Source organism: Ruoffia sp. FAM 26255, assembly GCF_045528525.1.
In the GTDB taxonomy this organism is placed as follows: Bacteria; Bacillota; Bacilli; order Lactobacillales; family Aerococcaceae; genus Ruoffia; species Ruoffia tabacinasalis.
Window position 1 is genome coordinate 1 of sequence record NZ_JBGQQX010000040.1, and the last position, 24,235, is coordinate 24,235.

24 protein-coding genes, 2 pseudogenes, 1 riboswitch and 1 other annotated feature are annotated in these 24,235 nt (G+C 34.7%); of the genes and pseudogenes, 8 read left to right on the forward strand and 18 right to left on the reverse strand.

Translation table 11 applies throughout. The annotated features are described in order from the left end of the window. From ACEN31_RS08265 to ACEN31_RS08285, 5 genes and pseudogenes are all read left to right on the forward strand, one after another. A pseudogene (locus ACEN31_RS08265) lies at positions 1-114 on the forward strand (IS30 family transposase); the annotation flags it as partial. Between the two features lie 9 nt (positions 115-123). Next, the gene (locus ACEN31_RS08270) at positions 124-804 is read left to right on the forward strand and encodes a chorismate synthase (protein WP_407109162.1); all 681 of its coding nucleotides are present in this window, start codon (positions 124-126) and stop codon (positions 802-804) included. After that, positions 797-2,104 (forward strand): 3-phosphoshikimate 1-carboxyvinyltransferase, encoded by a 1,308-nt coding sequence (aroA, locus tag ACEN31_RS08275; RefSeq protein ID WP_407109151.1) that lies wholly within the window; start codon positions 797-799, stop codon positions 2,102-2,104. The genes ACEN31_RS08270 and aroA overlap by 8 nt, the downstream gene beginning before the upstream one ends. A gap of 10 nt (positions 2,105-2,114) precedes the next feature. After that, complete coding sequence (locus tag ACEN31_RS08280) at positions 2,115-2,606, forward strand: shikimate kinase (RefSeq protein ID WP_407109152.1); 492 nt, start codon at positions 2,115-2,117, stop codon at positions 2,604-2,606. A 75-nt stretch (positions 2,607-2,681) separates the two neighbouring features. Then, on the forward strand, positions 2,682-3,302 hold the full coding sequence (locus tag ACEN31_RS08285) for a carbonic anhydrase (protein WP_407090203.1): 621 nt from the start codon (positions 2,682-2,684) through the stop codon (positions 3,300-3,302). A 52-nt stretch (positions 3,303-3,354) separates the two neighbouring features. On the opposite strand, the gene ACEN31_RS08290 is transcribed toward ACEN31_RS08285, so the two are convergent. After that, positions 3,355-3,591: a cytochrome b5 domain-containing protein gene (locus tag ACEN31_RS08290; protein ID WP_407109153.1), complete on the reverse strand. Its 237-nt coding sequence runs from the start codon at positions 3,589-3,591 to the stop codon at positions 3,355-3,357. Further along, the gene (locus ACEN31_RS08295) at positions 3,572-3,946 is read right to left on the reverse strand and encodes a hypothetical protein (protein WP_407109154.1); all 375 of its coding nucleotides are present in this window, start codon (positions 3,944-3,946) and stop codon (positions 3,572-3,574) included. The genes ACEN31_RS08290 and ACEN31_RS08295 overlap by 20 nt, the downstream gene beginning before the upstream one ends. A 749-nt stretch (positions 3,947-4,695) precedes the next feature. On the opposite strand from ACEN31_RS08295, the gene trkA reads away from it, so the two are divergent. After that, a complete protein-coding gene (gene trkA / locus ACEN31_RS08300; protein WP_407109155.1) occupies positions 4,696-6,048 on the forward strand; it encodes a Trk system potassium transporter TrkA in 1,353 nt (450 codons plus the stop codon). Positions 6,049-6,058: 10 nt separating this feature from the next. Further along, positions 6,059-7,510 carry a TrkH family potassium uptake protein gene (locus ACEN31_RS08305; RefSeq protein WP_407109156.1) on the forward strand — a complete coding sequence of 484 codons (1,452 nt, stop codon included), beginning with the start codon at positions 6,059-6,061 and terminating at the stop codon, positions 7,508-7,510. A gap of 107 nt (positions 7,511-7,617) precedes the next feature. Here the strand turns inward: ACEN31_RS08305 and ACEN31_RS08310 are convergent, their stop codons facing one another. From ACEN31_RS08310 to ACEN31_RS08350, 9 genes and pseudogenes are all read right to left on the reverse strand, one after another. Next, a complete protein-coding gene (locus ACEN31_RS08310; protein WP_407109157.1) occupies positions 7,618-7,788 on the reverse strand; it encodes a hypothetical protein in 171 nt (56 codons plus the stop codon). A 273-nt stretch (positions 7,789-8,061) separates the two neighbouring features. Further along, positions 8,062-9,519, reverse strand: coding sequence for a DEAD/DEAH box helicase (locus ACEN31_RS08315; RefSeq protein WP_407109158.1), 1,458 nt, complete (start codon positions 9,517-9,519; stop codon positions 8,062-8,064). 122 nt (positions 9,520-9,641) lie between these two features. Next, positions 9,642-10,043: a universal stress protein gene (locus tag ACEN31_RS08320; RefSeq protein ID WP_407109159.1), complete on the reverse strand. Its 402-nt coding sequence runs from the start codon at positions 10,041-10,043 to the stop codon at positions 9,642-9,644. A 166-nt stretch (positions 10,044-10,209) separates the two neighbouring features. Further along, positions 10,210-11,040 (reverse strand): energy-coupling factor transporter transmembrane component T family protein, encoded by an 831-nt coding sequence (locus ACEN31_RS08325; RefSeq protein ID WP_407090194.1) that lies wholly within the window; start codon positions 11,038-11,040, stop codon positions 10,210-10,212. Next, positions 11,040-12,767, reverse strand: a complete 1,728-nt coding sequence (locus ACEN31_RS08330) for an ABC transporter ATP-binding protein (protein WP_407109160.1) — start codon at positions 12,765-12,767, stop codon at positions 11,040-11,042. The genes ACEN31_RS08325 and ACEN31_RS08330 overlap by 1 nt, the downstream gene beginning before the upstream one ends. Before the next feature lie 5 nt (positions 12,768-12,772). After that, entirely contained in the window at positions 12,773-13,327 is a 555-nt protein-coding gene (locus ACEN31_RS08335; RefSeq protein WP_407109161.1) for an ECF-type riboflavin transporter substrate-binding protein, read from the reverse strand. 4 nt (positions 13,328-13,331) lie between these two features. Continuing rightward, a pseudogene (locus ACEN31_RS08340) lies at positions 13,332-14,183 on the reverse strand (S-adenosyl-l-methionine hydroxide adenosyltransferase family protein). 66 nt (positions 14,184-14,249) lie between these two features. Further along, positions 14,250-14,500 (reverse strand) — a binding site (T-box leader). 543 nt (positions 14,501-15,043) lie between these two features. Beyond that, a complete protein-coding gene (locus tag ACEN31_RS08345; protein ID WP_407090809.1) occupies positions 15,044-15,406 on the reverse strand; it encodes a Spx/MgsR family RNA polymerase-binding regulatory protein in 363 nt (120 codons plus the stop codon). Positions 15,407-15,421: 15 nt separating this feature from the next. Continuing rightward, positions 15,422-15,838: a hypothetical protein gene (locus tag ACEN31_RS08350; RefSeq protein WP_407090810.1), complete on the reverse strand. Its 417-nt coding sequence runs from the start codon at positions 15,836-15,838 to the stop codon at positions 15,422-15,424. Positions 15,839-15,999: 161 nt separating this feature from the next. Between ACEN31_RS08350 and ACEN31_RS08355 the strand changes: the two genes are divergently transcribed. Continuing rightward, positions 16,000-16,809, forward strand: a complete 810-nt coding sequence (locus ACEN31_RS08355; RefSeq protein ID WP_407090811.1) for an MBL fold metallo-hydrolase — start codon at positions 16,000-16,002, stop codon at positions 16,807-16,809. 169 nt (positions 16,810-16,978) lie between these two features. Here ACEN31_RS08355 and ACEN31_RS08360 read toward each other — a convergent pair whose 3' ends face one another. The 7 genes from ACEN31_RS08360 to ACEN31_RS08390 form a co-directional block, all read right to left on the reverse strand. Continuing rightward, the gene (locus tag ACEN31_RS08360) at positions 16,979-17,743 is read right to left on the reverse strand and encodes an SDR family oxidoreductase (RefSeq protein WP_407090812.1); all 765 of its coding nucleotides are present in this window, start codon (positions 17,741-17,743) and stop codon (positions 16,979-16,981) included. 4 nt (positions 17,744-17,747) lie between these two features. Continuing rightward, a complete protein-coding gene (locus tag ACEN31_RS08365) occupies positions 17,748-18,704 on the reverse strand; it encodes an ABC transporter substrate-binding protein (protein ID WP_138403387.1) in 957 nt (318 codons plus the stop codon). Continuing rightward, positions 18,691-19,452 (reverse strand): ABC transporter permease, encoded by a 762-nt coding sequence (locus tag ACEN31_RS08370; RefSeq protein WP_138403386.1) that lies wholly within the window; start codon positions 19,450-19,452, stop codon positions 18,691-18,693. The genes ACEN31_RS08365 and ACEN31_RS08370 overlap by 14 nt, the downstream gene beginning before the upstream one ends. Continuing rightward, positions 19,445-20,188: an ABC transporter ATP-binding protein gene (locus ACEN31_RS08375; RefSeq protein ID WP_138403385.1), complete on the reverse strand. Its 744-nt coding sequence runs from the start codon at positions 20,186-20,188 to the stop codon at positions 19,445-19,447. The genes ACEN31_RS08370 and ACEN31_RS08375 overlap by 8 nt, the downstream gene beginning before the upstream one ends. Positions 20,189-20,201: 13 nt before the next feature. Continuing rightward, positions 20,202-21,623: an acyl-CoA reductase gene (locus ACEN31_RS08380; protein ID WP_407090814.1), complete on the reverse strand. Its 1,422-nt coding sequence runs from the start codon at positions 21,621-21,623 to the stop codon at positions 20,202-20,204. Further along, positions 21,610-22,659: a hypothetical protein gene (locus tag ACEN31_RS08385; protein WP_407090815.1), complete on the reverse strand. Its 1,050-nt coding sequence runs from the start codon at positions 22,657-22,659 to the stop codon at positions 21,610-21,612. The genes ACEN31_RS08380 and ACEN31_RS08385 overlap by 14 nt, the downstream gene beginning before the upstream one ends. 83 nt (positions 22,660-22,742) lie before the next feature. Then, positions 22,743-22,853, reverse strand: a riboswitch (TPP riboswitch). 353 nt (positions 22,854-23,206) lie between these two features. Next, positions 23,207-23,416 (reverse strand): hypothetical protein, encoded by a 210-nt coding sequence (locus ACEN31_RS08390; RefSeq protein WP_407094174.1) that lies wholly within the window; start codon positions 23,414-23,416, stop codon positions 23,207-23,209. Between the last annotated feature and the right edge of the window lie 819 nt (positions 23,417-24,235).

Below are 24,235 nucleotides of genomic sequence, written 5' to 3' on the forward strand. Positions count from 1 at the left end.
TCATCGATTGCACACAAACGGAACACGATTCCACGGAAATCCTTACACTACCGAACACCGTTGGAAGTATTTTTGAGTTACTTAGATGAAGCAGTTTTGTCTAGCTTAATTTGACAAATCAAAATATTATCTCTAACTGATATTCGAAAAGTTGCAGATAAATCCCCTGTTAAGATGGTTGACTCAAGTCAAGAAGAGGCCGTTATTCAAAAGATAGATCAAACAAAACGAGATGGTAATACTTTAGGTGGCGTTGTAGAAGTGGTTGCAGAAGGGTTGCCAATTGGTTTAGGTAGTTTTACACAATTTGATAAAAAGCTAGATGGTAGACTGGCACAAGCTATGATGAGTATTAATGCATTTAGAGGTGTAGAAATAGGAGATGGATTTGAAATAGCAAGACGATTCGGTAGTGAAGTGATGGATGAGATTGCTTATACACCAGAGAGAGGCTTCTACAGATTGAGTAATCATTTAGGTGGCTTAGAAGGCGGAATAACAAATGGTATGCCTGTCGTAATACGTGGTGTGAAAAAACCTATTCCTACATTATATAAACCCCTTCAAAGTGTGGATATCTATACAAAGGAAAATTACGAAGCGAATATTGAAAGAAGTGATACGACTGCTGTTCCAGCAGCAAGCGTCGTAGCTCAAGCGGTAATTGCAACTGAATTAACACAAGCAATCTTAGAAAAATTTCCTCACGATAGTTTCATAGAACTTAAAGAAGCAGTGAATTCTTACAGAGAATACAGTAAAAATCCAGAAATGTGGCAAAACGGAGTAGACAATCATGGCTAAAAGATTAAAAGGTTCATTAAAAAATATTCAGTTTCAATTATCCGTTCCTGGAGATAAATCCATCACACACCGAGCAATAATCATGGGCTCCATTGCTGAAGGTATGACAAAAGTTACTGGTTTTTTAAGATCAGAGGATTGTTTAAATACACTTCAAATAATGCGACAACTTGGCGTGGAAATTGAAGATGATGGAGACACAGTGATTATTCATGGAAAAGGAATTAAACAATTACAAGAGTCGGGTAAGCCATTATATGCAGGGAATTCTGGAACTACGATGAGACTATTAAGTGGTCTATTAGCGGGTCAAAACTTTAAAAGCACGCTTATTGGTGATGAGTCCCTAAGTCAAAGACCGATGGATAGAATTATCAATCCATTAAAAAGTATGGGTGCAAATATACAAGGGTTTGCAAATACGACTTTACCTCCTTTGATTATTGAACCCGTTGAAAAATTAAAAGACATCAAATATGAGATGCCCGTCGCAAGTGCTCAAGTTAAATCAGCAATATTATTAGCAGGACTCTTATCAGAAGGTGTGACCACTATTATAGAGAAGGAAACAACACGAAATCATACCGAAGAAATGCTTGAGCAATTTGGTGTATCTCTTAATATAAAAGGTAAGACAATCATGTTAGAGGGTGGGCAACAACTCATTGGGCAAGATATAGATGTCCCTGGTGATATATCATCGGCAGCTTACTTTATTGCCGCTGGTTTACTATTACCAAATAGTAACATCGAAATAAAAAATGTAGGGATTAACAATACTCGTTCAGGAATTTTAGATGTTGTTAAAGCTATGGGTGGGAAAGTAATTGTAAACATACTGCCGAATCATTACAGTGCAGACATCAGCATTGAAACGAGTCAATTACTCTCTACAAATATTTCTGGATCAATCATACCGCGATTAATTGATGAAATCCCAGTTATTGCACTTTTAGCAACACAAGCTCAAGGGACGACAATAATAAAAGATGCTCACGAACTTCGTGTTAAAGAAACAGATCGAATTCAAGCAGTAGCGAAAGAATTAAGGAAAATGAATGCAAACATTGAAGAAACATATGATGGCTTAATTATTCACGGTCCAACTCCTTTAAAAGGAGCAAAAGTAAACAGTTATGGTGATCACAGAATTGGTATGATGCTACAAATAGCTGGACTTCTAATTCCTGCAAATGAAACTATTGAATTAGAGGATGCTGATTGTGTGAATATCAGCTATCCAACATTCTTTGATGAAATTGAACGTATGTCTCAAACAGAAAAAACAGACAAAAATTGAGGTGTTAACTATGATTCTAATTGGCTTTATGGGAGCAGGGAAGACAACTGTTGCCCAAACATTAAGCAAATCATTGAATATACCATGTTATGATTTAGATAAAGAAATTATCAAAAAGATACAAATGCCTTTATCTGACTATTTTGATAAGTATGGTGAAACACAATTCAGACAACTTGAGCATCAATTTTTATTAAAATACTATTCAATTCCTGGAGTCATATCTACAGGAGGCGGTTGTATTGAAAACTATGCAAACAGGGCGATACTAAAAGAGACATCAAATGTAATTTATTTAAAAGCAAATTTTGAAACATTACACCACCGGATAAATAATGGCAAAATGAGTTTAAGACCAATTGCTAAGAAGCGAACAACAGAGGAACTAAAAGCTTTATACATGAAGCGGTTAATATATTATGAAACTTGTGCTACTTACACGATTGATACCGAAACACTAAACACACAAGAAGTTGCTGAGAGAATCATTGCTATGATATAAATAAATAAAATTTGCATCTCTAATTTAAGATGAGTAAACTTAATATTATTCTAATAAGATAGGATGTTTTGTTAATTGAAAAACTTATATAAAGCACTGAAACAATTTAAAGAACAAGATTACAAAGAAAACAAGGATTTATATGAATCACTCAGTGAAATTCAGACACCCCATACATTATTTGTAGGCTGTTCTGACTCTAGAGTGAGTCCAGAACGCTTGTTGCAAGCATATCCAGGTGAGATTTTTCATATTAGAAATATTGCTAATATTGTCCCACCAGCAGGGCAGAGCGTGAAATATGCTTCCACTACATCTGCTATAGAATATGCGGTCGAAGTTTTAAATGTGAAAAATATTATTATATGTGGTCATTCAAATTGTGGTGGGTGTGCAGCAAGTATTAATCCTCCTGAAAATATTGAGGAGTTGCCATATACTAGTATTTGGATCTCACAATTAGAAAGCTTACGTCAACAAGTATCTAAAGAGTTACCAGATGAAGATATGACAGTTAAGGCTAATCGACTTGAAAAGTTAAATGTAATTCAACAATTAAGCAATCTAATGACTTATGAGAATATCAGAGATCGGGTTGAAAAAAATCAGTTAACGTTAAATGGTTGGCATTATAGTATTGGTGACGGAGTGATATCAATATTCAATGATGAGGAAAACGATTTCATAGAATTATAAACAAAAAATCCCAGTCTGAATATAATCGGACTGGGGTTTCTTTGATTTAATATTATTCAAAACGACCAGCTAGTGGTAAGGCATCTAAAAATTCTGAATCATGAGGGGATTCAGATTCAAAAAGATCGGTTGCATCAGTACCAGCAGTTACCATATCTTGATGCTCACCATCTGCCCATGCACCAAAGTTTGTAACATCGTATACCGTACCATTTACAGCAATATAGGCTGGATTTCCATCTTTACCATCAAAATTAGCTAATTCATCCTCAGAAAAGACATAATCCACATGTTTTCCAACAATTTTTAAAGTACTTAACAGGGAAAAAACTCGAAGCATCGGTACCGGCTTGAGCACCATTATGTTCACCATTTTCCCATTCATCAATGTCAGTAACGTCATATACATATCCAAATACAGCAACATAAGCTGGATTTCCATCCTGACCATTGGCTTCATTTAAATCTGCTTTACTAATTAATGGCAAACCATCCATTTGAGTATCAGTTTCAGATTCAGAATTTTCAATTTGTTCTGAGCTGGCTTCAGAGGAGTTTTCAGCTATAACCATATGTAAGTCTGTGCCAAATAACACGCTAGCGGCTAATGAAACAGTTAATAATTTCTTTAATGATTTCTTCATATCAAATTTCTCCTTTATAAAATATAAATGCAACGGAGTGATTATTTTAATGATAAAATAATTGAAGTTATAATACAATTCATATGCCACGATATTAACCAATAGATTTAGTAATATGGTTATCTTCGTTAAATAAGTTCGATAATATATATTATGTAAACTCAATAATAAAAATTAACTTATCCAATATTTTTGCTATTTAATAGTTCATCCCTCTCTTTCCCATTGTCATAAATATATATGTCGATTCTAAGGTTAATTTAGATTATTATGCTTAGTCTTATGCGTAATAATAATCAGAGCCTTTATTTTACATTAGCTAATGATAGAAAATATATAAATATTTCTTTGATCCTGAAATTTTCGACCTATACGTCACTACATTTGTTTAGTGTTTTAAATAAGCACAATTCTTGTAGAAACATTTTATATTTCATCGCAAAAATAGTTTATTGAACTTGGATCAACTTTTACATCCATGATAAGATTTCATAATCGTGTAACCGCCTTCTTTTATCTAAATAATGATTTGTGATATTGCCTCTTGTATTTTCTTTATAAGTTGATGAAACTATTGTAATATTGCTTTAGATAGTTTAAAATGACTGTCTTATTAGTTCTAGAATTTATCCTTATAAACCTTGCAATTATACGCTTTTTATTGCATGTTTATTAATGATCAGGTCAAAGTGCTAATATTCAACTAATTTAAATTTTAAAAATAAATGAAAACGAAGGTGAATCGTCAAATGGATATTGTCATTATAGGTGGAGGTAAAGTTGGTGAAATTCTTTGCCAAGAACTAGCATTGGAGAATAATAATGTCGTCCTCATCGAAGCTAATTCTGAAAGATTGAATCGTATTATTAATAAGAATGATATTACAGGCTTAGTCGGTGATGGAGCGGATTATGATAACTTAGTCGAAGCTGGCGTTGAACAGTGTGATATGTTTATAGCTGTGACTCCTGAAGATGAAACAAATATCATAAGTTCTATTATAGCTAAGCAACTTGGTGCCAAATATACTATTGCTCGGGTAAGAAATCCTAAGTATACAAATCATATTGAATTCGTTCGTGAAAGCCTAGGTATTGACTTGGTTATCAATCCAGAAATGGTGGCAGCTCGTTATATTACCAAAATTATAGAGTTTCCTCATTCACTCAGTATTGAACAATTCGGTAAAGGGCGAGTGAATTTAGTTGAGCTAGAAATTAAAGCCGGCAGTCCATTGGTCGATCAGTCTTTAAATCAGTTTAGAAATGAATATGGTGAGGTATTAATTTGCGCCCTAACCCATGATAAACAAACAATTATTCCAAGTGGGCAATCAGTCTTGAGAGTTGGGGATCGTGTTTATGTTACGGGATCTCGAGAAGATTTAGCAAACTTTTATTTCAAAGCTGGTTACCGTGAAGAGAAAACTAAGTCGGTTTTAATTATCGGCGGTGGCCGTGTGACCTATTACACGCTTCATCTGTTAAGTAAAATGGATATCGATATAAAAGTCATCGAATTAAATGAAGAAAAAGCTTTAGATCTTAGTCACCGCTTCCCACAAGTAGTAGTAATTAAAGGTGATGGTATGGAGCAAGAATTGTTATTAGAAGAACGTATTGAAAGCTTTGACGCAGTTTTAAGTTTGACGGGTATCGACGAGGAAAACATTATCAACTCAATGTACGCCCTATCTTTAGGTATTAAAAAAGTTATGACAAAAGTAAGTCGAACTGACTTATTAAAAATATTAGGTGATTCAGACTTACAAGCCATTGTTACACCTAAACGATTAATAACAAACAAGATTTTACGTTACGTTCGCTCATTAAGAAATGCAACAGCATCTAATGTAGAGGCTTTGATTCGAATTGCTGATAATCAAGTTGAGACCTTGCAATTTCTTGTTAAAGAAAGTAGTCGTGTTGTGAATATCAAGCTAAGAGATTTAAATACAAAAGACAATTTATTAATTGCCTACATAATACGGGGTTCTCAACTGATTTATCCTACGGGTGAGGATGTTATTTTAGCTGATGATCATGTCCTAATCGTGACCAAACATAAAGCGTTTAACGACATTGATGATATCTTAAGGTAAGGAGGCAATAATGAATACACAATTTATCCGCTATACACTCGGAAATATCTTAATGATTCTGGCTGGCCTGATGTTATTACCTTTGATCGTCAGTGTAATCTACCAAGAAAGCTGGGTAAATATAGCAAGTTTTCTTGGTACTTCTCTAGTGACTCTTGTTATTGGTTTTGCCCTATCTCGAACAAAATTGCATCGACGTACTTTTTATGCGCGAGAAGGCTTTACGATAGTTTCTCTATCTTGGATTTTAATTTCTTTTTTTAGTGCGATTCCGTTTGTTCTTAGTCAGCAGATTCCTTCCTTCATCGATGCCTTTTTTGAAATGGCGAGTGGATTTACAACGACTGGTGCTAGTATTTTGTTAGATGTCGAGGTATTATCACATTCGATGTTATTTTGGCGTAGTTTCAGCCACTTTGTAGGTGGAATGGGAGTCTTAGTTTTCGCATTAGCCATATTGCCAAAAGCCGAGTCTTCCTCTGTACATATCATGAAGGCTGAAATGACTGGACCAACCTTTGGTAAACTTGTTTCAAGATTGTCTTCAACGGCTCGAATTTTATATTTCATTTATTTTACCTTCATGATGATTACACTAGTTTGTTTGTATCTTGCCGGTTTACCATTTTTCGATTCGATATTATTGGCTTTTGGGACAGCAGGAACGGGTGGTTTCGGAGTGTTGAATGGAAGTATTGCTCCTTATGATAGCTTTACAGTTGAGATGATATTAAGTATCGGCATGATAATATTCAGTATTAATTTCAATTTGTTCTATCTAGTCTATATTCATCAGGCGAAACGAATTCTAAAAAGTGAAGAACTTCGTTGGTTTCTAGCGATTATTGCGATTGCTGTGCTTTTAATCTCAATAAATTTAATCTCAACATCTTATGGTGTTAGCAATGCATTTCGTGATAGTTTCTTTACGGTTGCTTCCATTATATCGACTACGGGTTATTCAACTGCCCTCTTTGATCATTGGCCTTTATTCTCTCAGTTAATACTCATTCTTTTGATGTTTGTTGGAGGAATGGCTGGCTCAACAGCAGGTGGTTTGAAGGTCTCACGTATTTTGCTTTTAGTTAAAATAGGCTGGGCAGAAATAAAACAAACAATACGACCTAATCGCGTCGTTGCTATCGATTATGAAGGTCGACGTATTGACTCTAAATTAGCCAATACAGTCTTGAGCTACTTGGTGGTCTATATTATTATTTTTATTGTGGCGGTGCTTGTCATTAGTTTAGAAACTCCAAACCTACTATCCTCTTTTAGTACTGTGGCAGCAACCCTTAATAACATTGGACCTGGTCTAGGCATTGTGGGACCGTCTCAAAACTTTGCTCATTTTAGCCCATTTATCAAAATATTCCTATCATTCATTATGATCATGGGACGTTTAGAAATATTTCCAATGATAATTTTGTTTGCACCTAATACATGGCTAAAACGCTATTAATCAACATATAATTTTAGCATTATAAAAAACATAGTGAGTGCTCTAAATTTCGAAAGAGTCTCACTATGTTTTTTGTTACTTTCATTTTTATGCGGCAGTGTTATAAATCATTTATAAAACTTAGGAAACACATCTTCTAAATCATTAACAGCATCGCTCAGTATTTGTTGCTCATCGATGGGTTGTATTGTAGTCCCTTGTGAACGTGCAATATATGTTTCATGGAATCCCATAATATTTTCAAGCATTTCTTTTAGATAATAGTAACTAAATTCCAATGGCGAGTATCTATCATTATTTATATAGATACTACCACTCGATTGGATTATTAATAGATTTCGATCATTACTCATTTAGCTTACAGATTCTGATGCTGATGAATGTAATAAGAAGGCTTAGCGTACGCTTCGAACAGATACCATATAAAAATTAATGATCATGATAGATTTTGAAGAGACTTTAAGTTTGAATGATTAAAAACATTGCAACGAGATACAGATGAAAAAGTTAAATGCAATGCCATTATACTCTGGATATTGGTTTTTTTATATTTATTTTCTCGCTTTATGAACTTTTAATTTTTTACCTTTAACTGTGCGGTTTTGCATCTCAGAGATGACATACGGACCCATCCCATTTAAAATTTCAACATATGTAACATTTTCTTGAATGGTAATAATTCCGATGTCCTCCGCTTCGACACCTTTAATATTCGTTAATGTTCCAACAAAGTCGATGGCTCTGACTTTTTTCTTTTTACCGCCATTGAAGTAGACTCTCGTAATATCTTTATTCAGTTCTTTATTACGAGCTGTTTTCAACACAGGTCTAGAGTTAATTTTTTTCTCAAAAGCTGTCTTACGACTCATTACTTGGCGATTGCTCGGTGCGTTTATCTCCGTAAATTGCATACCAGTTTCTTTAGCATACTCACTTACTTCTTGCCAACGCTTCATCTCATTATCGCTAATTAAAGTTAAGGCAACACCTGCTTTCCCTGCACGACCGGTTCTACCAGTTCTGTGAGTGAAACTTTCATTCTCAAAAGACACATTATAATTGATAACATGTGTCACGTTATCAACATCGATGCCGCGAGATGCAACATCGGTTGCAACCAAATAACGTAATTTACCAATTCTAAATTCCTGCATGACATCCGAACGGTCATCCTGATCCATTCCGCCATGTAATTTATCAATAGGAATCCCAGCTTTTGCTAAATAGCTATCGACTTCATCAACCACCTCGCGTGTGTTACAAAAAATGATACACGTATCAGGATTTTCAATTGTTAATAGATCCAACAATAACTTTTCTTTAGGTAAATCTTGAACTCGAATATAAGATTGTGAAATGTCAGGTGTATTTTCTTCTGATTTTTCCATTTTTATTGTCTTATGGTCTTTTTTCATATAAAAGAATGCGAGCCGTTCGATTTCAGACGGCATTGTAGCTGAAAATAACATCGTTTGACGTTCTTTAGGTAGATAATCAATAATGTCTTCAACTTGTTGTACAAAGCCCATATTCAGCATTTTATCCGCTTCATCAAGAATTAAACTCTTAATTTCATCTACATTCAAAGTACCTTCTTGAAGATGCTCTAAGATACGACCGGGTGTACCCACTACAATATGACTTTTTTGTTTTAATTCGGATTTTTGAGTTTTGAATGAAGATTTACCAAAGGCAGCCGTCACTTTAATTCGTTTAAAACGACCGATACTCATAATATCTTCTTTAATTTGCATCGCTAATTCACGTGTTGGTACTAAGATTAAAGCTTGTGGTTTATTCTCTTCCCAAATAACTTGCTCACAAAGTGGAATGCCGTAAGCCGCCGTCTTACCACTTCCTGTTTGCGATTCAGTGAGAATGTCCTCATTATTTAATACGAGTGGAATAATTTCTTGTTGTACCGGTGTTGGTTGGTAATATCGGAGGCTATCTAGTGCTTTAGTAATTTCCGAGCTGATGCCCATTGATTCAAATGTGATTTTTTTCATATTTTCCTACTTTCTTTACTACGTCGCATCAGTATATCAGATTGTTAGATAAATGGTATGATAAATTATAATAAATCACATAAAAACTGCTCTAAATGATATAGAGCAGTCCCATAAATTGTTTAACGACTAATTAAGACATCACATTGGGCATTTCGAACAACATAATCTGTAATTGACCCAATAAGCATCTTCGCTACACGACCCTTACCTGTCGCTCCTAATACAATTAAATCAATGGACCAACGGTCTACTAATATTTCAGCAATTTGAGTACGAGGATCTCCATAAATTAATTCTGTTTCTAAAGAAACCCTTTCATTTCTAGCATACTCTTTTAGTGAGTTTAATAGTGATTCACGCTGTTCTTTAGGAATATCTTGACCATCATCTTCCTTCACTACTCGAACTAAATACACATTACTATCCCATTCTCTTGCTAAACGGACGCCTTGTTTGAATGAATCGATCGACTGTTGTGACCCGTCAACTGGCAAAAGTATATTTTCATATATTTTTGACATTAGTATCAACACCTCTCTGTATTGTAAGCGTAACCAACCTATCTATATTCATTATAAAACATACATCAGAATAAGCAAGAATTAAAGATAGTAAAATGAATATAATCAATATACAACAAAAAAGAATACACCTGCCTGTTCGCAGATGTATTCGTATATGTGTTTATTAAAAGGGATTATAAAATCTTCCACCATTAACAAAGAATAATAAAATTCCAATGACGGTAATTATAACGATCAAAGCCAAGGCGATAACATCTTTTTTAGTAAAAGGTCTATATCTATACCATGTTCTTGATTTATTTTTCCCAAAGCGACGTAACTCCATTGCTTGGCTTATAATTTCAATTCGATTTAAGCTACTAAAGATTAAAGGCATAATAATCTGTGCAGATCGCGTTATTCGTTTCATTAGTGACGTTTTCCGACTCATCTCCAGACCGCGTGCTTGTTGAGCTTGTCTAATCTCAAAAAAACTGTCTTGAATATCTGGAATATAACGTAATGCCAATGATACAGCGTAACTAATTCGGTACGATACACCAATTCGATTTAAACTTGAAGCAAATTCACTCGGATCTGTTGTGAATATAAATATTAAAGCTAAGGGAATGGTCGTAAAGTACTTAATTGCGACATTAAACTCATAAAATAATTGTTCTGCCGTAATTGTATACCGTCCGATGCCATCAAATAGCACTGTTCGCGAGTTATACAATTGTACGCCATACTCTGGTTCAAAGATATATATTGTAAGTAAATTTAAGATAGAAAATACTAAAACAAAATAGATTAATACTTTAATATTTCTCCATGGAATACGTGCGATATAGAACAAAATTAAACTAAAGATTGTCATTGCCACTAAAAATCGAGTGTCAAAGCTAGTCATTACAATTAAGGATAATAAGATAAAACTAATCAACTTTGTGGAGCCACTTAGATTATGTATGATTGTCTTATTAGGGATGTAACCAAATAAATTCTCTTGACTCATCAGCGCATCCCCCTCTCATAACGCATAAAGCGTCCAATAAAATCTTCTGAAGTCATCGAAGGTAAAAGTTTACCTAATTGGTATAGACTTGTCTCAGTAAGATGGGCGGCTTTTAATAAATGAGTATTAGAAAACAACTCTGATGGATTCGTATCGGCTAATAATTTACCTGTATCAAACACCAATGTTCGATCTGTATACTCTTGCATTAAATGCATATCATGCGTAATCATTAGAATAGTCATGTCTCTTTCAAGATTGAGTTGGTTAAGAAATTGCATCATATCAGTATAATGCGCGTAATCCTGTCCTGCTGTTGGTTCATCTAAGATAAGAATTTTAGGATCTAAAACAAGGATACTCGCAATTGTCACCCTTCTCTTCTGCCCATAACTTAAAGCCGAGATTGGCCAATTACGGTATGGATATAAGCCACAAATTTTTAAAGTATCAAACACTTTTTCTTCAATGTCACTTTCTTTCCATCCGCGATTAATTAAACCTAAAGCAACTTCATCGTAAATCATAGTTTTTGAAATCATATTGTTTGGATTTTGCATAATAAAACCAACCGTATCCGCAATTTCTTTAATGGATAAATCGCGAATCTCTTCGTTATTTACGATGATTTTCCCAGAACTTGGCTTCACAAAACCACTAATTGCTTTTGCTAATGTTGATTTACCGGCACCATTAGTCCCGACAATACTGATCATTTCGCCTTCATTTACTGAGAATTTAATATCAGACAAGGTTTGGACATTAGTTTCTGAATTATACGAGAAATTAAAGTGGTCGACTCTCAATATAGTATCTTTTTCATTAAAATCTTCTTCGTGTGTCACTTGACTCGCCCACTCTTCAAGAAGCTTGATATCTTCAGATAATAGATTTATTTGGCTGAAAGTGTTCACATGATTATATTTATTAATATCAATCCCAGCGTACTTCATCGCTGTTAAATAAAGCGGTTCTCTAACACCAACTTCTTGTAAGACCGTGCTTTTTAATAGCTCCGTTGGTGATGAATTAAACACTAGCTTACCTTCATCAATGACAAAGATACGATCAATATCTGCTAAAAGAGCCTCTTCTAAACGATGTTCTACTATTATTGTTGTATAGTTGTGCTTTTTGCTTAATTGGTTGATTAAACGCATTGTATCCGCACCTGATGCCGGATCTAAGTTTGCTAATGGCTCATCAAATAATAAGATAGGCGCATTATTAACTAGAATGCCACTAATTGAAACACGCTGCTTCTGGCCACCAGAAAGTTTATTCGGCATGCTTTGAAGTAAGTCATCAATTTCTAGAATTTCACTCCAATTCTCGACAATGGTTTGCATCTTTTCTTGCTCCACACAATCGTTTTCTAATGCGAAGGCAATATCTTCAGCAACTGTTAGGCCAACAAATTGTCCATCTGTATCTTGTAAAACCGTTCCTACTTCTAAGGATAAGTCAAAAATAGAGCTCGTTTGTACTTCTTTTCCATTGACTGAAACAAACCCGTCAAGTTGACCTGGATATGTATTTGGTATTTGCCCATTAATACAACGAGCAATAGTCGATTTCCCTGATCCACTCGGTCCAACAATTAATATTGTTTCGCCGGCGTAAACATCGAAGTTAATATCGATGAGATTTTTTTCTGCCTGACTATCATATTGAAAACTAACTTTATCAAATTTGATTATCGGCGTTCTTTTTTCTTGAAGGTCCATATAAATTACTCTTTCGTTAAGCTTCCACTTTTAGTTCGGGTTTTTGTATAGGCTGTAATCAGTAACGTTCCTAATACTCCGACGGCAATTGAATTCATAGCAGCTGAAACAAATCCTTGGACAAACACTTTATTAGCAGGTTCTGAATAAATTAGAATATCTAGAAGCGGTGCAATAATCCCCCATGCTAGAACATTTGTAACGACTTGTCCGATATTAAATGTAATCATATCTTTTTTAGTAAATTCGCCTGATTGAATGTTTAAGCGTTTTGCAATTAATCCATAACCAAAGCCAGTGACACCAGAAGAAAGTACCCAACTCCACCATAAACCATATGTAAGTAAATCTTTAATTGCATGTCCAATTAAACCGATTAATAAACCAGCAATGGGTCCATAAATGACAGACATTAAAGCTAAAAATGGATACGTCGTTTCAATACTTGTGTTTGGAACTCCCGTAGGAATTGAAAGGAAACGTCCTAGAATGAAGAAGACAGCTGCACCAATACCTACAGCAACGAGTTTAATTATAGATGAATTATTATTATTATTCATAATTCTATTCTCCTTTTACTTTTTTAATTTGAATTAACCAGTCATTCCCTGTCCCGATATTATATGTTTGAGAGAAGTTCTATTGGTTAATTGCTACACCTAAACGAATTAATGAGTTAATATATCCTACAGTCTCACCAACTGCAACATCAGCAAAGCTGTGTCCGAATAATAATTGGTTATCGTACTTTTTAATATCATCATGGAAAATTTGTACACTGATTTTATCACCCGTTTGAATTCCAGCTTCTTCAACGAGTTCTAATGGAATATTTGTCCATAAAGAACCAAAGCGAACATCTAGAATGTCAATGACACCGTGAATGACACCATCACGTAATTCAGGTTCCGCGATTTCTAAAGTCTTAATTGAGTCGACACTGACCTCTTTACTTAAATTTTCATAATATGATTCATTGTCCGCAATCATTGCACCATTATATACATAAACATCACGTCCGTGGAAAGTGTGACTTTTCTCAGAATGTGGTAGACGGTCAACCTCTTCATTAATTTCTTTAACGCTTTCTAACCCAACGAATTTTGCGACGTGTGATAATGATCCATTATCTGGAGTGACAATATACTGCCCAGCGGTTGTTTTAGCAACAACACTTCTTCTGCTACTCCCAACACCAGGATCAACCACAGACACAAAGACTGTTTTGGCTGGCCAATATGCTACTGTTTGTAACAATCTGTATGATGCATCGTTAATATTATATGGTTCAATTTCATGTGTTAAATTACTGATTGTAACCTCTGGTGCAACTGTGTATGCTACACCTTGCATAGCTGAGACTGCCCCATCCACTAATCCAAAATCTGTCTGTAATACTAAATGTTTGTTATTCATATTGTCCTCCATCATATAAGATAAATTTAAATTTTTTTCATTAAAAAATCCCTGCGTAATAAATTACGCAAGGACGAGATTATTCATTCACGTGGTACCACCTTCATTTACAAGAGCGATGAACTCATTGTCTTATTCAGTAAACAATTCATTGATTTACTGAGACACTGTAACGGGTGCCGACGTATATATCTTAAGCTCTACTTTCGATATATCCACTCAAAGACCATTTTCTATCTATCATAATTACCTTTTTCCAGCTTACGAGGCTCTCTATAAATTATGAATAAATATACTTTTCTTTTCAATGTGTTTAATATTCTCATTATTTTTTCATGATATAATTTAACGTTAATATATCAGCTATAATTATTAAAGTCAATGTTATTTGAAACATCTCCACCCCTATGATAATAATGTTCGTGTCATCTTATCCTAGCGTCATTATAAAATTTTCCGATTTCGAATAAAATATAATAGTGTTTCAATTATTAGAAATGGTAATGTATATAAAAATATATAAGCCGAGAATGACCCTAAGAAACTATCCGAGAAAATAAAGAGAACAATTGATAATAAAAGCAAGCCTAAGATAATAGAAAGTGTTACGAGCATTTTGTGACTAAAACGAGTTAATCTATTAACTGCATAGACAATAAAATGAAATAATGCCGTATTTATTAGTGTTGAAAAAATTGCGGTAAAAGGGATCATGGGAATCAACTCTATAATCGAATTCGAAGGATCTATCACTCTAATACCTTCAATGACGGCATACTGTCCAAGTCCTGTGAGTATTAAGCGGAATATAAATTGTTTAATGATCGTTATTGTTGTCATAGGCACCTCTTAAGTTTGATTTAATTATTTAACCAAGCTGCTTTTAATACACTTTCCTTTGCGCCATTCGTCATTGTCTTACCGTCTGTAATTAGAGGTCGTTTAATTAACATACCATTTTTAGAAAGTAGATCAATAATTTCCGATTCATTCATTGTATCCAACTTATCTTTTAAGTCCATTTCACGGTACAGATTCCCAGATGTATTCATTATTTTACGAACTTGCCCATTCTTTGATGCAATTGCTTGTTGAATGACTTCTTCACTCGGTGGATTATCGCGAATGTCGATAATATCATCTACACTGACACCTTCATCTTCTAAATATTTCTTTGCTTTTTTCGTAGTCGTACAATGACCTAAACCGTAAATTGTTAACATAAAAAAACTCCTTTATTAAATATTTCGTTTGTTACCATCTCTGTTGCCCTTGTTCAGTTTAAATACAATTATCAGCATTTCTAACAATAGTAAAGGTAAAGACAAGATTGCGTATAAAGTGGTAATGTATATTAAATTATGGGTTGAAACAAGTAACAATAAGTATAAAACATAAGTTATGATTGCAATTATTATGAATGGAATGATACTTTTTATTAATTTAGACCGAGTGTGCCCTATTACTTTGATTATTAACACTTTTATTATCCAATTTGAAATCGTCCCAACTGGAATCGCAAATAGTATCAGAAGGAATAGATAACCAGCTGCTTCTTGTCCAGGAAACTGCATCCATAGCGTAATTAATAAAATTTGACCAATTCCTGTTGGTAATAAGCGAGTTAACAATCGTTTTAACCAATTTTCTGGCATCGCTACTCTCCTCCTCTTTAACTTTTAGTTGATAATATTTAAGGTTATTATGATTTAATATAAACAAGATAATTGAAAACTCTTTTTACTTAGTTTATATTAGCATATGTGAATTTACAAATCCTATCTATATATTACAAGTTTCAAAGGAAGGAATTAATATGGAATTATTTAAAGTAGAACCGGTAATTCCGGGAATTACTCGAATCAAGATGCCTTATGTATGTTCGTATATCGTCAAAGGATCAGACCGAGCTGTTTTAATCGATACTGGTTTTGGTTATGGAGACTTAAGGTCCGTGGTAGATGAATTAATTGACTTACCTTATGATGTCATCTGTAGTCACGGTCATCCCGATCATGCTGGCGGTAATGGACAATATAATACTGTGTACTTACCAGAAGGTGAATTTGAGTTAGTAAAGCACGGAACAAAGATTGAAACAAGACACTCAACTATGAATAACGTGTTGCGTCGCTTTAATAAATCATTCCCTAAAGAGAATTTTTTATCGCAAGGTGACGTGAAATACATCTCATATCATGAAAAGGATGTATTTAATTTAGGTGGCGTAACAATCCGCCCTGTCCACTTGCCAGGTCATACAAAGGGAATCATGGGTTTTATCATCCCCGAATTAGAAGTTGCAATGCTTGGTGATGCTTGTGCGAATCCAACATTATTAAATTTAGATTCTAGTGCTTCAATTCAAGAATATCGTGATGCTTTAGTGAAATTAAGAAAATTACAGAAAAACTTTAAAGTTGTTTTAACTCAGCACAATTCGTTTTCAGAACCGATTGACGTTGTTAAAGATAACTTGTATTGGGCTGAACGCATCTTATTAAATTCAGATGATCGTTTAGCGGTTAGAATGTCAGGTAAAGAGTCTTTTGTCGCTAGAAACCGAAATACCTCTCATTACAGAGGGAATGCCGGGAATCTAGTATATACTTCTGAAAGTCTTTAATAGACGTTTAAAACCCACAATTAACTTAATGATAGACAAGATAATGTAGTACTCCCCTAAATCCATGTCCGGATTTAGGGGGGCACTACATTATCTTATTAGTAATATAAAAGTAATTAGGTTATTTTGGCAATATGCTTTTACAGTAAGATTCTACTATCCTGATATTTTATCTCATAACTAAACCACCATCAACATACAGTGTCTGTCCTGTCATAAAGCCGCTCCAATCAGAAGCTAAAAATAAAACAGGCCCCACAATATCTTCAGGTGCTGCAATTCTTCCCAGTGGAGTAGCATCTGCTATCATTTCTTTTTGTTCTTCTTTGGTTGATTTAGTTGCTGCGGTTGGATAAACTAGCCCGGGCGCAACAGCATTCATCCGAATACCTATACTGCCTAGATCTTTTGCCATACTTCTTGTGTAACCAATGATTGCTGCTTTAGCCGTCGTATAATCCTGATATGGTATAACTGGATGTTCCACTAAATTGGAACTAATATTGATAATACTTCCTTTCCCAAAGTTTGTCATGTTTGGCAATACTTTTTGCACCAATAAGTGGGCAGCTTTCAATCCTCCTTGTAATTGTATCTCATAATCTTGCCACTCCATTTCCCATGCCTTTTTTCGATTTTCTGCATCGAATATATAGGGTGCAAATACATTATTAACCAACACATCGATTCTTCCAAATGTCAGTAGCGTCTCTTCTACTAAATGATTCACACCTTCTTCTGTGGTTACATCTGCTTTAATAACTATTGACTGGCCACCTAATTTTTCACATGCTCTTGCCACTTCTTCGGCTGATTCCTTGCTATGATTATAATTAACAACCACATAAGCACCCTGACTAGCGAAGCCTTTAGCCAAGGTTGCACCAATTCCACGACTTGAACCACTAACGATAACCACTTTACCTTCTAGCATATCTTCACTCCTCAATTGCTTCAATGTACTGGCTCATTTCTAATTTTTTTGGAATGAGACCTAATTCAAAATATGTATCGGCACCTTCCTGGATGACATCAATATCCACTTTACCTATCTGACCATTCTCATCTAAACTCGCAGTATTTCTTAAATTGATAATTTCTCGGTTAATTTCTGGATCACGCCCATCAATGGCTAACTCTACGGCTAATTCTGCTGCTCTATCTGGATTTCCAATCATCCATTGGGCACTTTTTTTATAGGCGAGAATGAAATCCCTTAACAGCGCTTCTTTTTCTTCGTAGGTTGATCGTTTTACTACGAAAAAATCACTCGGTATATTCAAAGAGTCTCGCACTTCAAAAATATTTGGAGCACTTAAACCCGCCCTTATGGCCGGAACTAAGGCTGTATCGGTTGCGGCTGTTGCATCCACTTGTCCCTGAATCAACGGTGAAAAATTAGCAATACCTACATCTAATAATTCTACATCTGATTCTGATAAACCTGCTTGATGCAATAATACTAATAAATTTTGATATGTTCCACTTGACCGACTATATATACCAATGGTTTTTCCTTTCAAATCTTTTGGAGATTGAATATGATTATCCATCGTAACTACATTAAAAACATTTTGTGGATATACCGTATATAAAATAACTAAATCTTCGCCATTAGCGAGAGCACTATAAACTGCACCAGGATCGGTGAATGCGATATCAGCTTGTCCTGTTAACATATTTTTTAACGCATCTTGTCCGCCATTTCCCGGAATAATCGACAAGTCTATACCAGCTTCTTTAAAGAATCCATGTTCCTCTTCTGCCAATAAATTCGTCTGTTCAACAATTAATTGACTCCAATTGGCTATTGTCAATGAATTCGTCGTTTGAAAACTGCAAGCACTTAACACTGCTATAAATATTAACACTAGCCCTATTTTAATTTTTCTCATTTTTATTCTCCTTGCTATACCATAATAGATTTTCCAGAATATTAACTAATCCATATAGTATACAGCCTAATATTGCTAATAGAATCAGAACAGCAAACATTAAAGTTGTATCCATCATTCCTTGTGATGCAATAATCAATGCACCTAGCCCTTGTTTTGCGCCTATAAACTCCCCCACTAAAGCACCTACTAGTGAGAGAACTACAGCAACACGAAGTCCTTGAACAATCGTAGGCAAACCAGCTGGAAACTTTAGATACCATAATGTTTGCCATCGCGAGGCATTCATCAAACGAAACAAAGTTAATTGATCTGAGTTAACATGTTGAATCGCACTGGCAGTTGCTTCTAATAATGGAAAAAAGCAAATCAAAGCAGTAATAACAATTTTCGACATCATACCATATCCAAACCACAACATGAATAATGGAGCCAAAGCGATTTTAGGAATAGCTTGTGAAATGACGATATACACAGAAAATACATTTTTCAAAAACGGGCTTTCCCCGATGATGATTCCTAGTAATACCCCCAAAAATCCACCCATTAGTAATCCAATGATTAGTTCAACGACTGTAGTCAATATATGAGGGAGAAAATAGCCATCGAGAATCCCTTTCCAAAGGACGGAAAAAACAGCAAGTGGGCGTGGTAAAATCAGCTCAGATACCTGTTGAGCACTCAATTCCCAGATGAATAATAACAACACACCCATTAACAGTGATAGTAGCGAAGCTCTCTTATTCATGTTCCACCCCTAACAATTGACGAATAGTTCTACAATATTCTCTAAATGTTTGAGAATCTCGCCGATTGATCTCTGTCTCTTCCCAAGATGGAGATTTTTTTTGAGAACTCATTTCACCCTGACTAATCACCCCAATTTGATCTGCCAAAAAAGCAGCTTCAGTTACATCATGGGTAACAAAAAGCATCGCGATCTTTTCTCTTTTATTTAATCTCAATAATTCATTTTGTAACTCCTCTCTTGTTATGATATCCAAAGCAGCGAATGGTTCGTCTAGAAAAAGAAGTGTGGGTTTCTTAATTAATGCTCTTGCTATCGCTACTCGACTTTTTTGTCCGCCAGATAAAGTAGATGGTATTCGCTCCGCAAATTCTGATATTTGAAGAATCTCTAATAATACTTCTGCATAATTAATATCTTCTGCCGTAATTTCGCGTTGTAATTGAATCGGCAACAATACATTTTCTAAAACTGTCTTCCAATTGAGTAAAGTAGCCTCTTGAAATACAAAGCCAATCTTATTCGATGGCTTTGTAACTATGTGTCCTTGATGGTAAACTTTTCCTTTCGTTGGATTTTTTAGCCCTGCTGCTAACTCTAGTAAGGTTGACTTACCACTCCCACTACGACCCAACCAGCAATGAATCTCACCCGTTGGTAGCTGCCAATCAATTCCTTTCAATGTAAAATTTTGGTTTTTATACTGATAAGAGACTTTTTGTAGCTCTAATTCCATGATATGTCCCCCTCTAATCCATGTAGTAATTGAATAATTCTGAAGAACAAACAACCGAAGGGTCGATATCGACCATCCGAACCTGTTCTTTCAGAAATGAATAACCATCCTGATGCCAACCGGCATGTAACTGTACCATTTTATCCAAGCTAGTTACGCGCGTAATGCCTAAAGCTCCCCAATCGGAAGCAATGTCAAATAATTCATCCGTCGGCGCAGCGATTCCTACTGTTTGAAGGACTTGCGACTTGTCACGAATGATTTCTGCTAAACTTTTCCAATGATCAATAGCAATAACTTGTACCACCCGTGATAAGGGAGTTGGTTCAAGAAAAGGCTTCTCACTGTAGCTTACTATCCAGGAGCGATCCTCAGGGACAATTACTTTACAATGATCGTCCCACATTTTTGATTCATAAAATTTTGAGCGATCATATGCTTCTTCAATTGATAAATTTCTTAAAGGATAACGATTCTGATAAGATTGAAGTTTGCCTGCTAATAGTAATGCCCATTCATGCGGACTTGTTTGTCCATTCTTTTCTACGAAAAAGAGTTGGGGAGAATAACACCCTTGCTGATCGTAGTAAATCACTGACTTTGCAGCTTGTTTAGCCAAGTTTTCTGCTTTTTGCTTATCTAAAACTAGCTTGTGTAGAAAACCAAAACTTAATTTATTACCAAAACCAATGAAATGTGTATTGTGACCTATTTGTTGCTGCAGTTTGGATATAGTCCGATTACTACCATATCCAACTACTACTTCAGCTTCATTCAATAACATCTTTTCACGACCGGTATCTCCCCCCTTCCAAGAAACAATCGCAAGACTATCTGCTAATCGAGGCTCAATTTCAACCAATAATTGACAGAAAACACCAATAAATAAAGGTTCGCTACTAGAAACTTTTCCAATCACTTTTCCTTTAACTAATAGACTTCCTACTAAACTCCAAAGAGGTAGAACTGGTACATTCCCTGCCCAAATATGTACCGTTAATTTTGGTCCAACAGCCTTGGTAAATCCCCCATGAGAACTTGCTATAAATTGATCAAGGATTAGAGGATTTTCAAAATTCACAGATAACCAACGCATCAATTCATGTTCTCTAAAAGTCTTCAGTGAATGAGTCAGACTTAATCGAATCGTTTCGTGATTAAAGCCAGTAATTAGTGGCAGAAGTTTTTCTAGTTTACGACGTAAAGGATGTTTTCGATCTAATAACACTGCGACCGCCTTAGTAATTGCTGTGATAATTTCATTTGTAGTCAAGTGATTTCCTACCGATTTCATTCGCTGTGATAAAATTTTCAATTGATCTTCATCAGGATGTGGCACTGAAATTGATACATCCTGAAAATCAATCTGTCGATTCTTAATCTTTAAATCTTTTGCCATCGGTGGTAAATAACCACTTTTTTCAATTTGAACCATTTTGATACTCCTCTATCCATTGTTGCGCAGATAATGAACAACCTCGTGATTCAATCAATGGTTGCCTTCCTACTAATTCAAAGCCACCCTCTCTTTCAATAGCTAAGTCCCCTGTTTGAATAGCTGGTACAGAGTTGATATTGGCTAAATCAACATGTACTAATAAGCCAATTTCTCCTTTAGGAACTTCTTGCTCAGTGATTGGATCAATAATTTTAAAACGAATCCAATGTGGTCCTCGCTTTATATTCTTTCCACCCAATTCAATCTTCGAATAGTATTGCGAAGATAATTCTGTCATCCCATACATATTTACTATTTTTGTCTTGACTTTAAACCTATCTTTTAATAATTTATAGAAATCATTTTCTGAATAAGACCTTGAGAAATTCTTAAATCCACCTGTATCAAAAATTAAGCTATCCTCATGCAAATGAATCGATTTATTTTTGTCTTCTAAACTATCAAGTAAATGAACATAATTGTAACTCGCACCCAAAATCATTACGGGCGTATGCTCATGTTTTTGAGTCCATTCAATCAATTTTTCTAACTCTAACCCATCTTTTGACACAAAATGTGCGGAATCTTTCGTTCCATCAGCTTTTAATAGCGATAAATAATGGCTTAAAGAAGAATGAGGCATATTTTTTTCATCTGGAAATAAAATTGCCATGGGATATTTCTTTGCACTTACAAAATTTTTAAAACTTTCTTTCGCTGATAGATCATAGACGTCTAGATCACGGTGATAATGCTTTCCTTTATTGCCATTCGTAGTTCCACTCGTCATAAAAACATATGAGCATTCCTCTTCAGGAGTTACACTTAAAAAGCTGGACTTAAATGCCTCTGTCGATACACTTGGAATGTCCTTCCAATGTCTAACTTGCTTAAGACCGATCCCTTTTTTTCGACAATATTGTTGATATGCCAGATTATTTTGGTAAAGATACCTGAACAATTGTATGGCTACTTCATCGAAACTTTTATACTCTTCTGGATTACAAATAAATTCTTGGATTATTGTTTTCATATTTTCTCTTTCTCCTTAATATTGACACAAAAAAAGCACCCTAGACTGATTCTAGGGTGCACATACGTATTATTTACTGTTCTTCATAATCGTTATATGTTCCCTACGCTAGTGTCAACTAGATCAGGTTCTAAGGGTCATTATCTTCACGGATAATATCTCAACCAGCAATACTGGTCCCCCTACATGGAATCGCTATTTAATTGTATTAATCATTTGTTCTCGCTTAAGAATAAGCCAAAGTTTTCTGCTTGTCAATAAATATTGAGTACCTTGATATGTAAACTTACTTCTACTTGTAATCGTCTATTGGTTGATAACAAATAACACGTCCTTTACAAAACCTGAATGTACGTACCTTTAAAAGTAAAAAAATAACAACGGGCATTTCATTAAAGGATTGTATGAAATGTAAAAATCATTTCGTTACTTAGATGAAGTGCCAATGAGAATTGAAAAACTATAATAAATACTAAATTATTAAAGCCAACGTTTATGGTCGCTAACTCATGCTTTCTAAACGGGATATGAAAAATAAAATGATGTTTTATTTTCTAGCTTTTCTCACTTTTAATTGCTGACCCTTTATCATGCGGTTTTGCATCTGTTCAATGATATATTGCCTCATAACAACCAAATCAATGGACCATCGATCAACTGAAACAACAGCAATTTGTGTTCTTAGATCTCCATAGAGTATCTCTTTATGCAGACTAACGCCCTCATTATTTACATAATCTTCTAGTGAGTTTAACAACGACTCTCTTTGTAAAACAAGAATATCATCACTATCTTCCTTTAGTACATGAACAAAGTATAGCTTACTATTTGTTTACCCTTCTGATATCCTCCGTTTAAATGAATCAATTGATTGTTGTGATCCTTCAACTGGAAGTAAAATGTAATGGTACTCAATTATCATAAGTTTCACTCCTTATAGAATCATAAGCGCATCCAATCTTATTGCTTTAATTTGATATCATAAATGGGATTATGTGCGTTCCTAACTTTACAGCTGTAAAAAAGGACGGTCACAAATAGTAACCATCCGCTGCTAAATTAAATGAATTAAAAACTATCCTTTATTGGTCAAAAACGGGGCTAACCCAACTAATGTTTTACAATTATAGTGCATAGTTATCCGCAATAATTCGGTCAGCATCAGGTATAATAAAACCAATCATCTTGCTAAAGTTGCCTTAGCAACCCCATTAGATCTTAAAATATTCATAAAATTGGTCTATCATTTTCTTTGTCAGAGTTAAAGTCTACTTGTTCCACTTGTAGTATATTGTTGTCATGTGGCTTTTTTACAAATTCTATAAAGGTACTTGCCCACCGGTCCATCTGTTGAATGTCTAATTCGGATATATCAACTTGCTTCAACGTTCTGAGTGTAGCATAGGATTACATATACAGGCCAGCATACTTCTTAACAGTTAGATATAAACCTGAATAATTCATACTTTTAAATATTGAGTTATTCTAGTCGTTATTTTTCAATTTTGGATCACTTTATCGAAATTAAAATATTTTAATCGATTTTCTAAGCTAAAGAAAAACTTTTTAGTCTCAT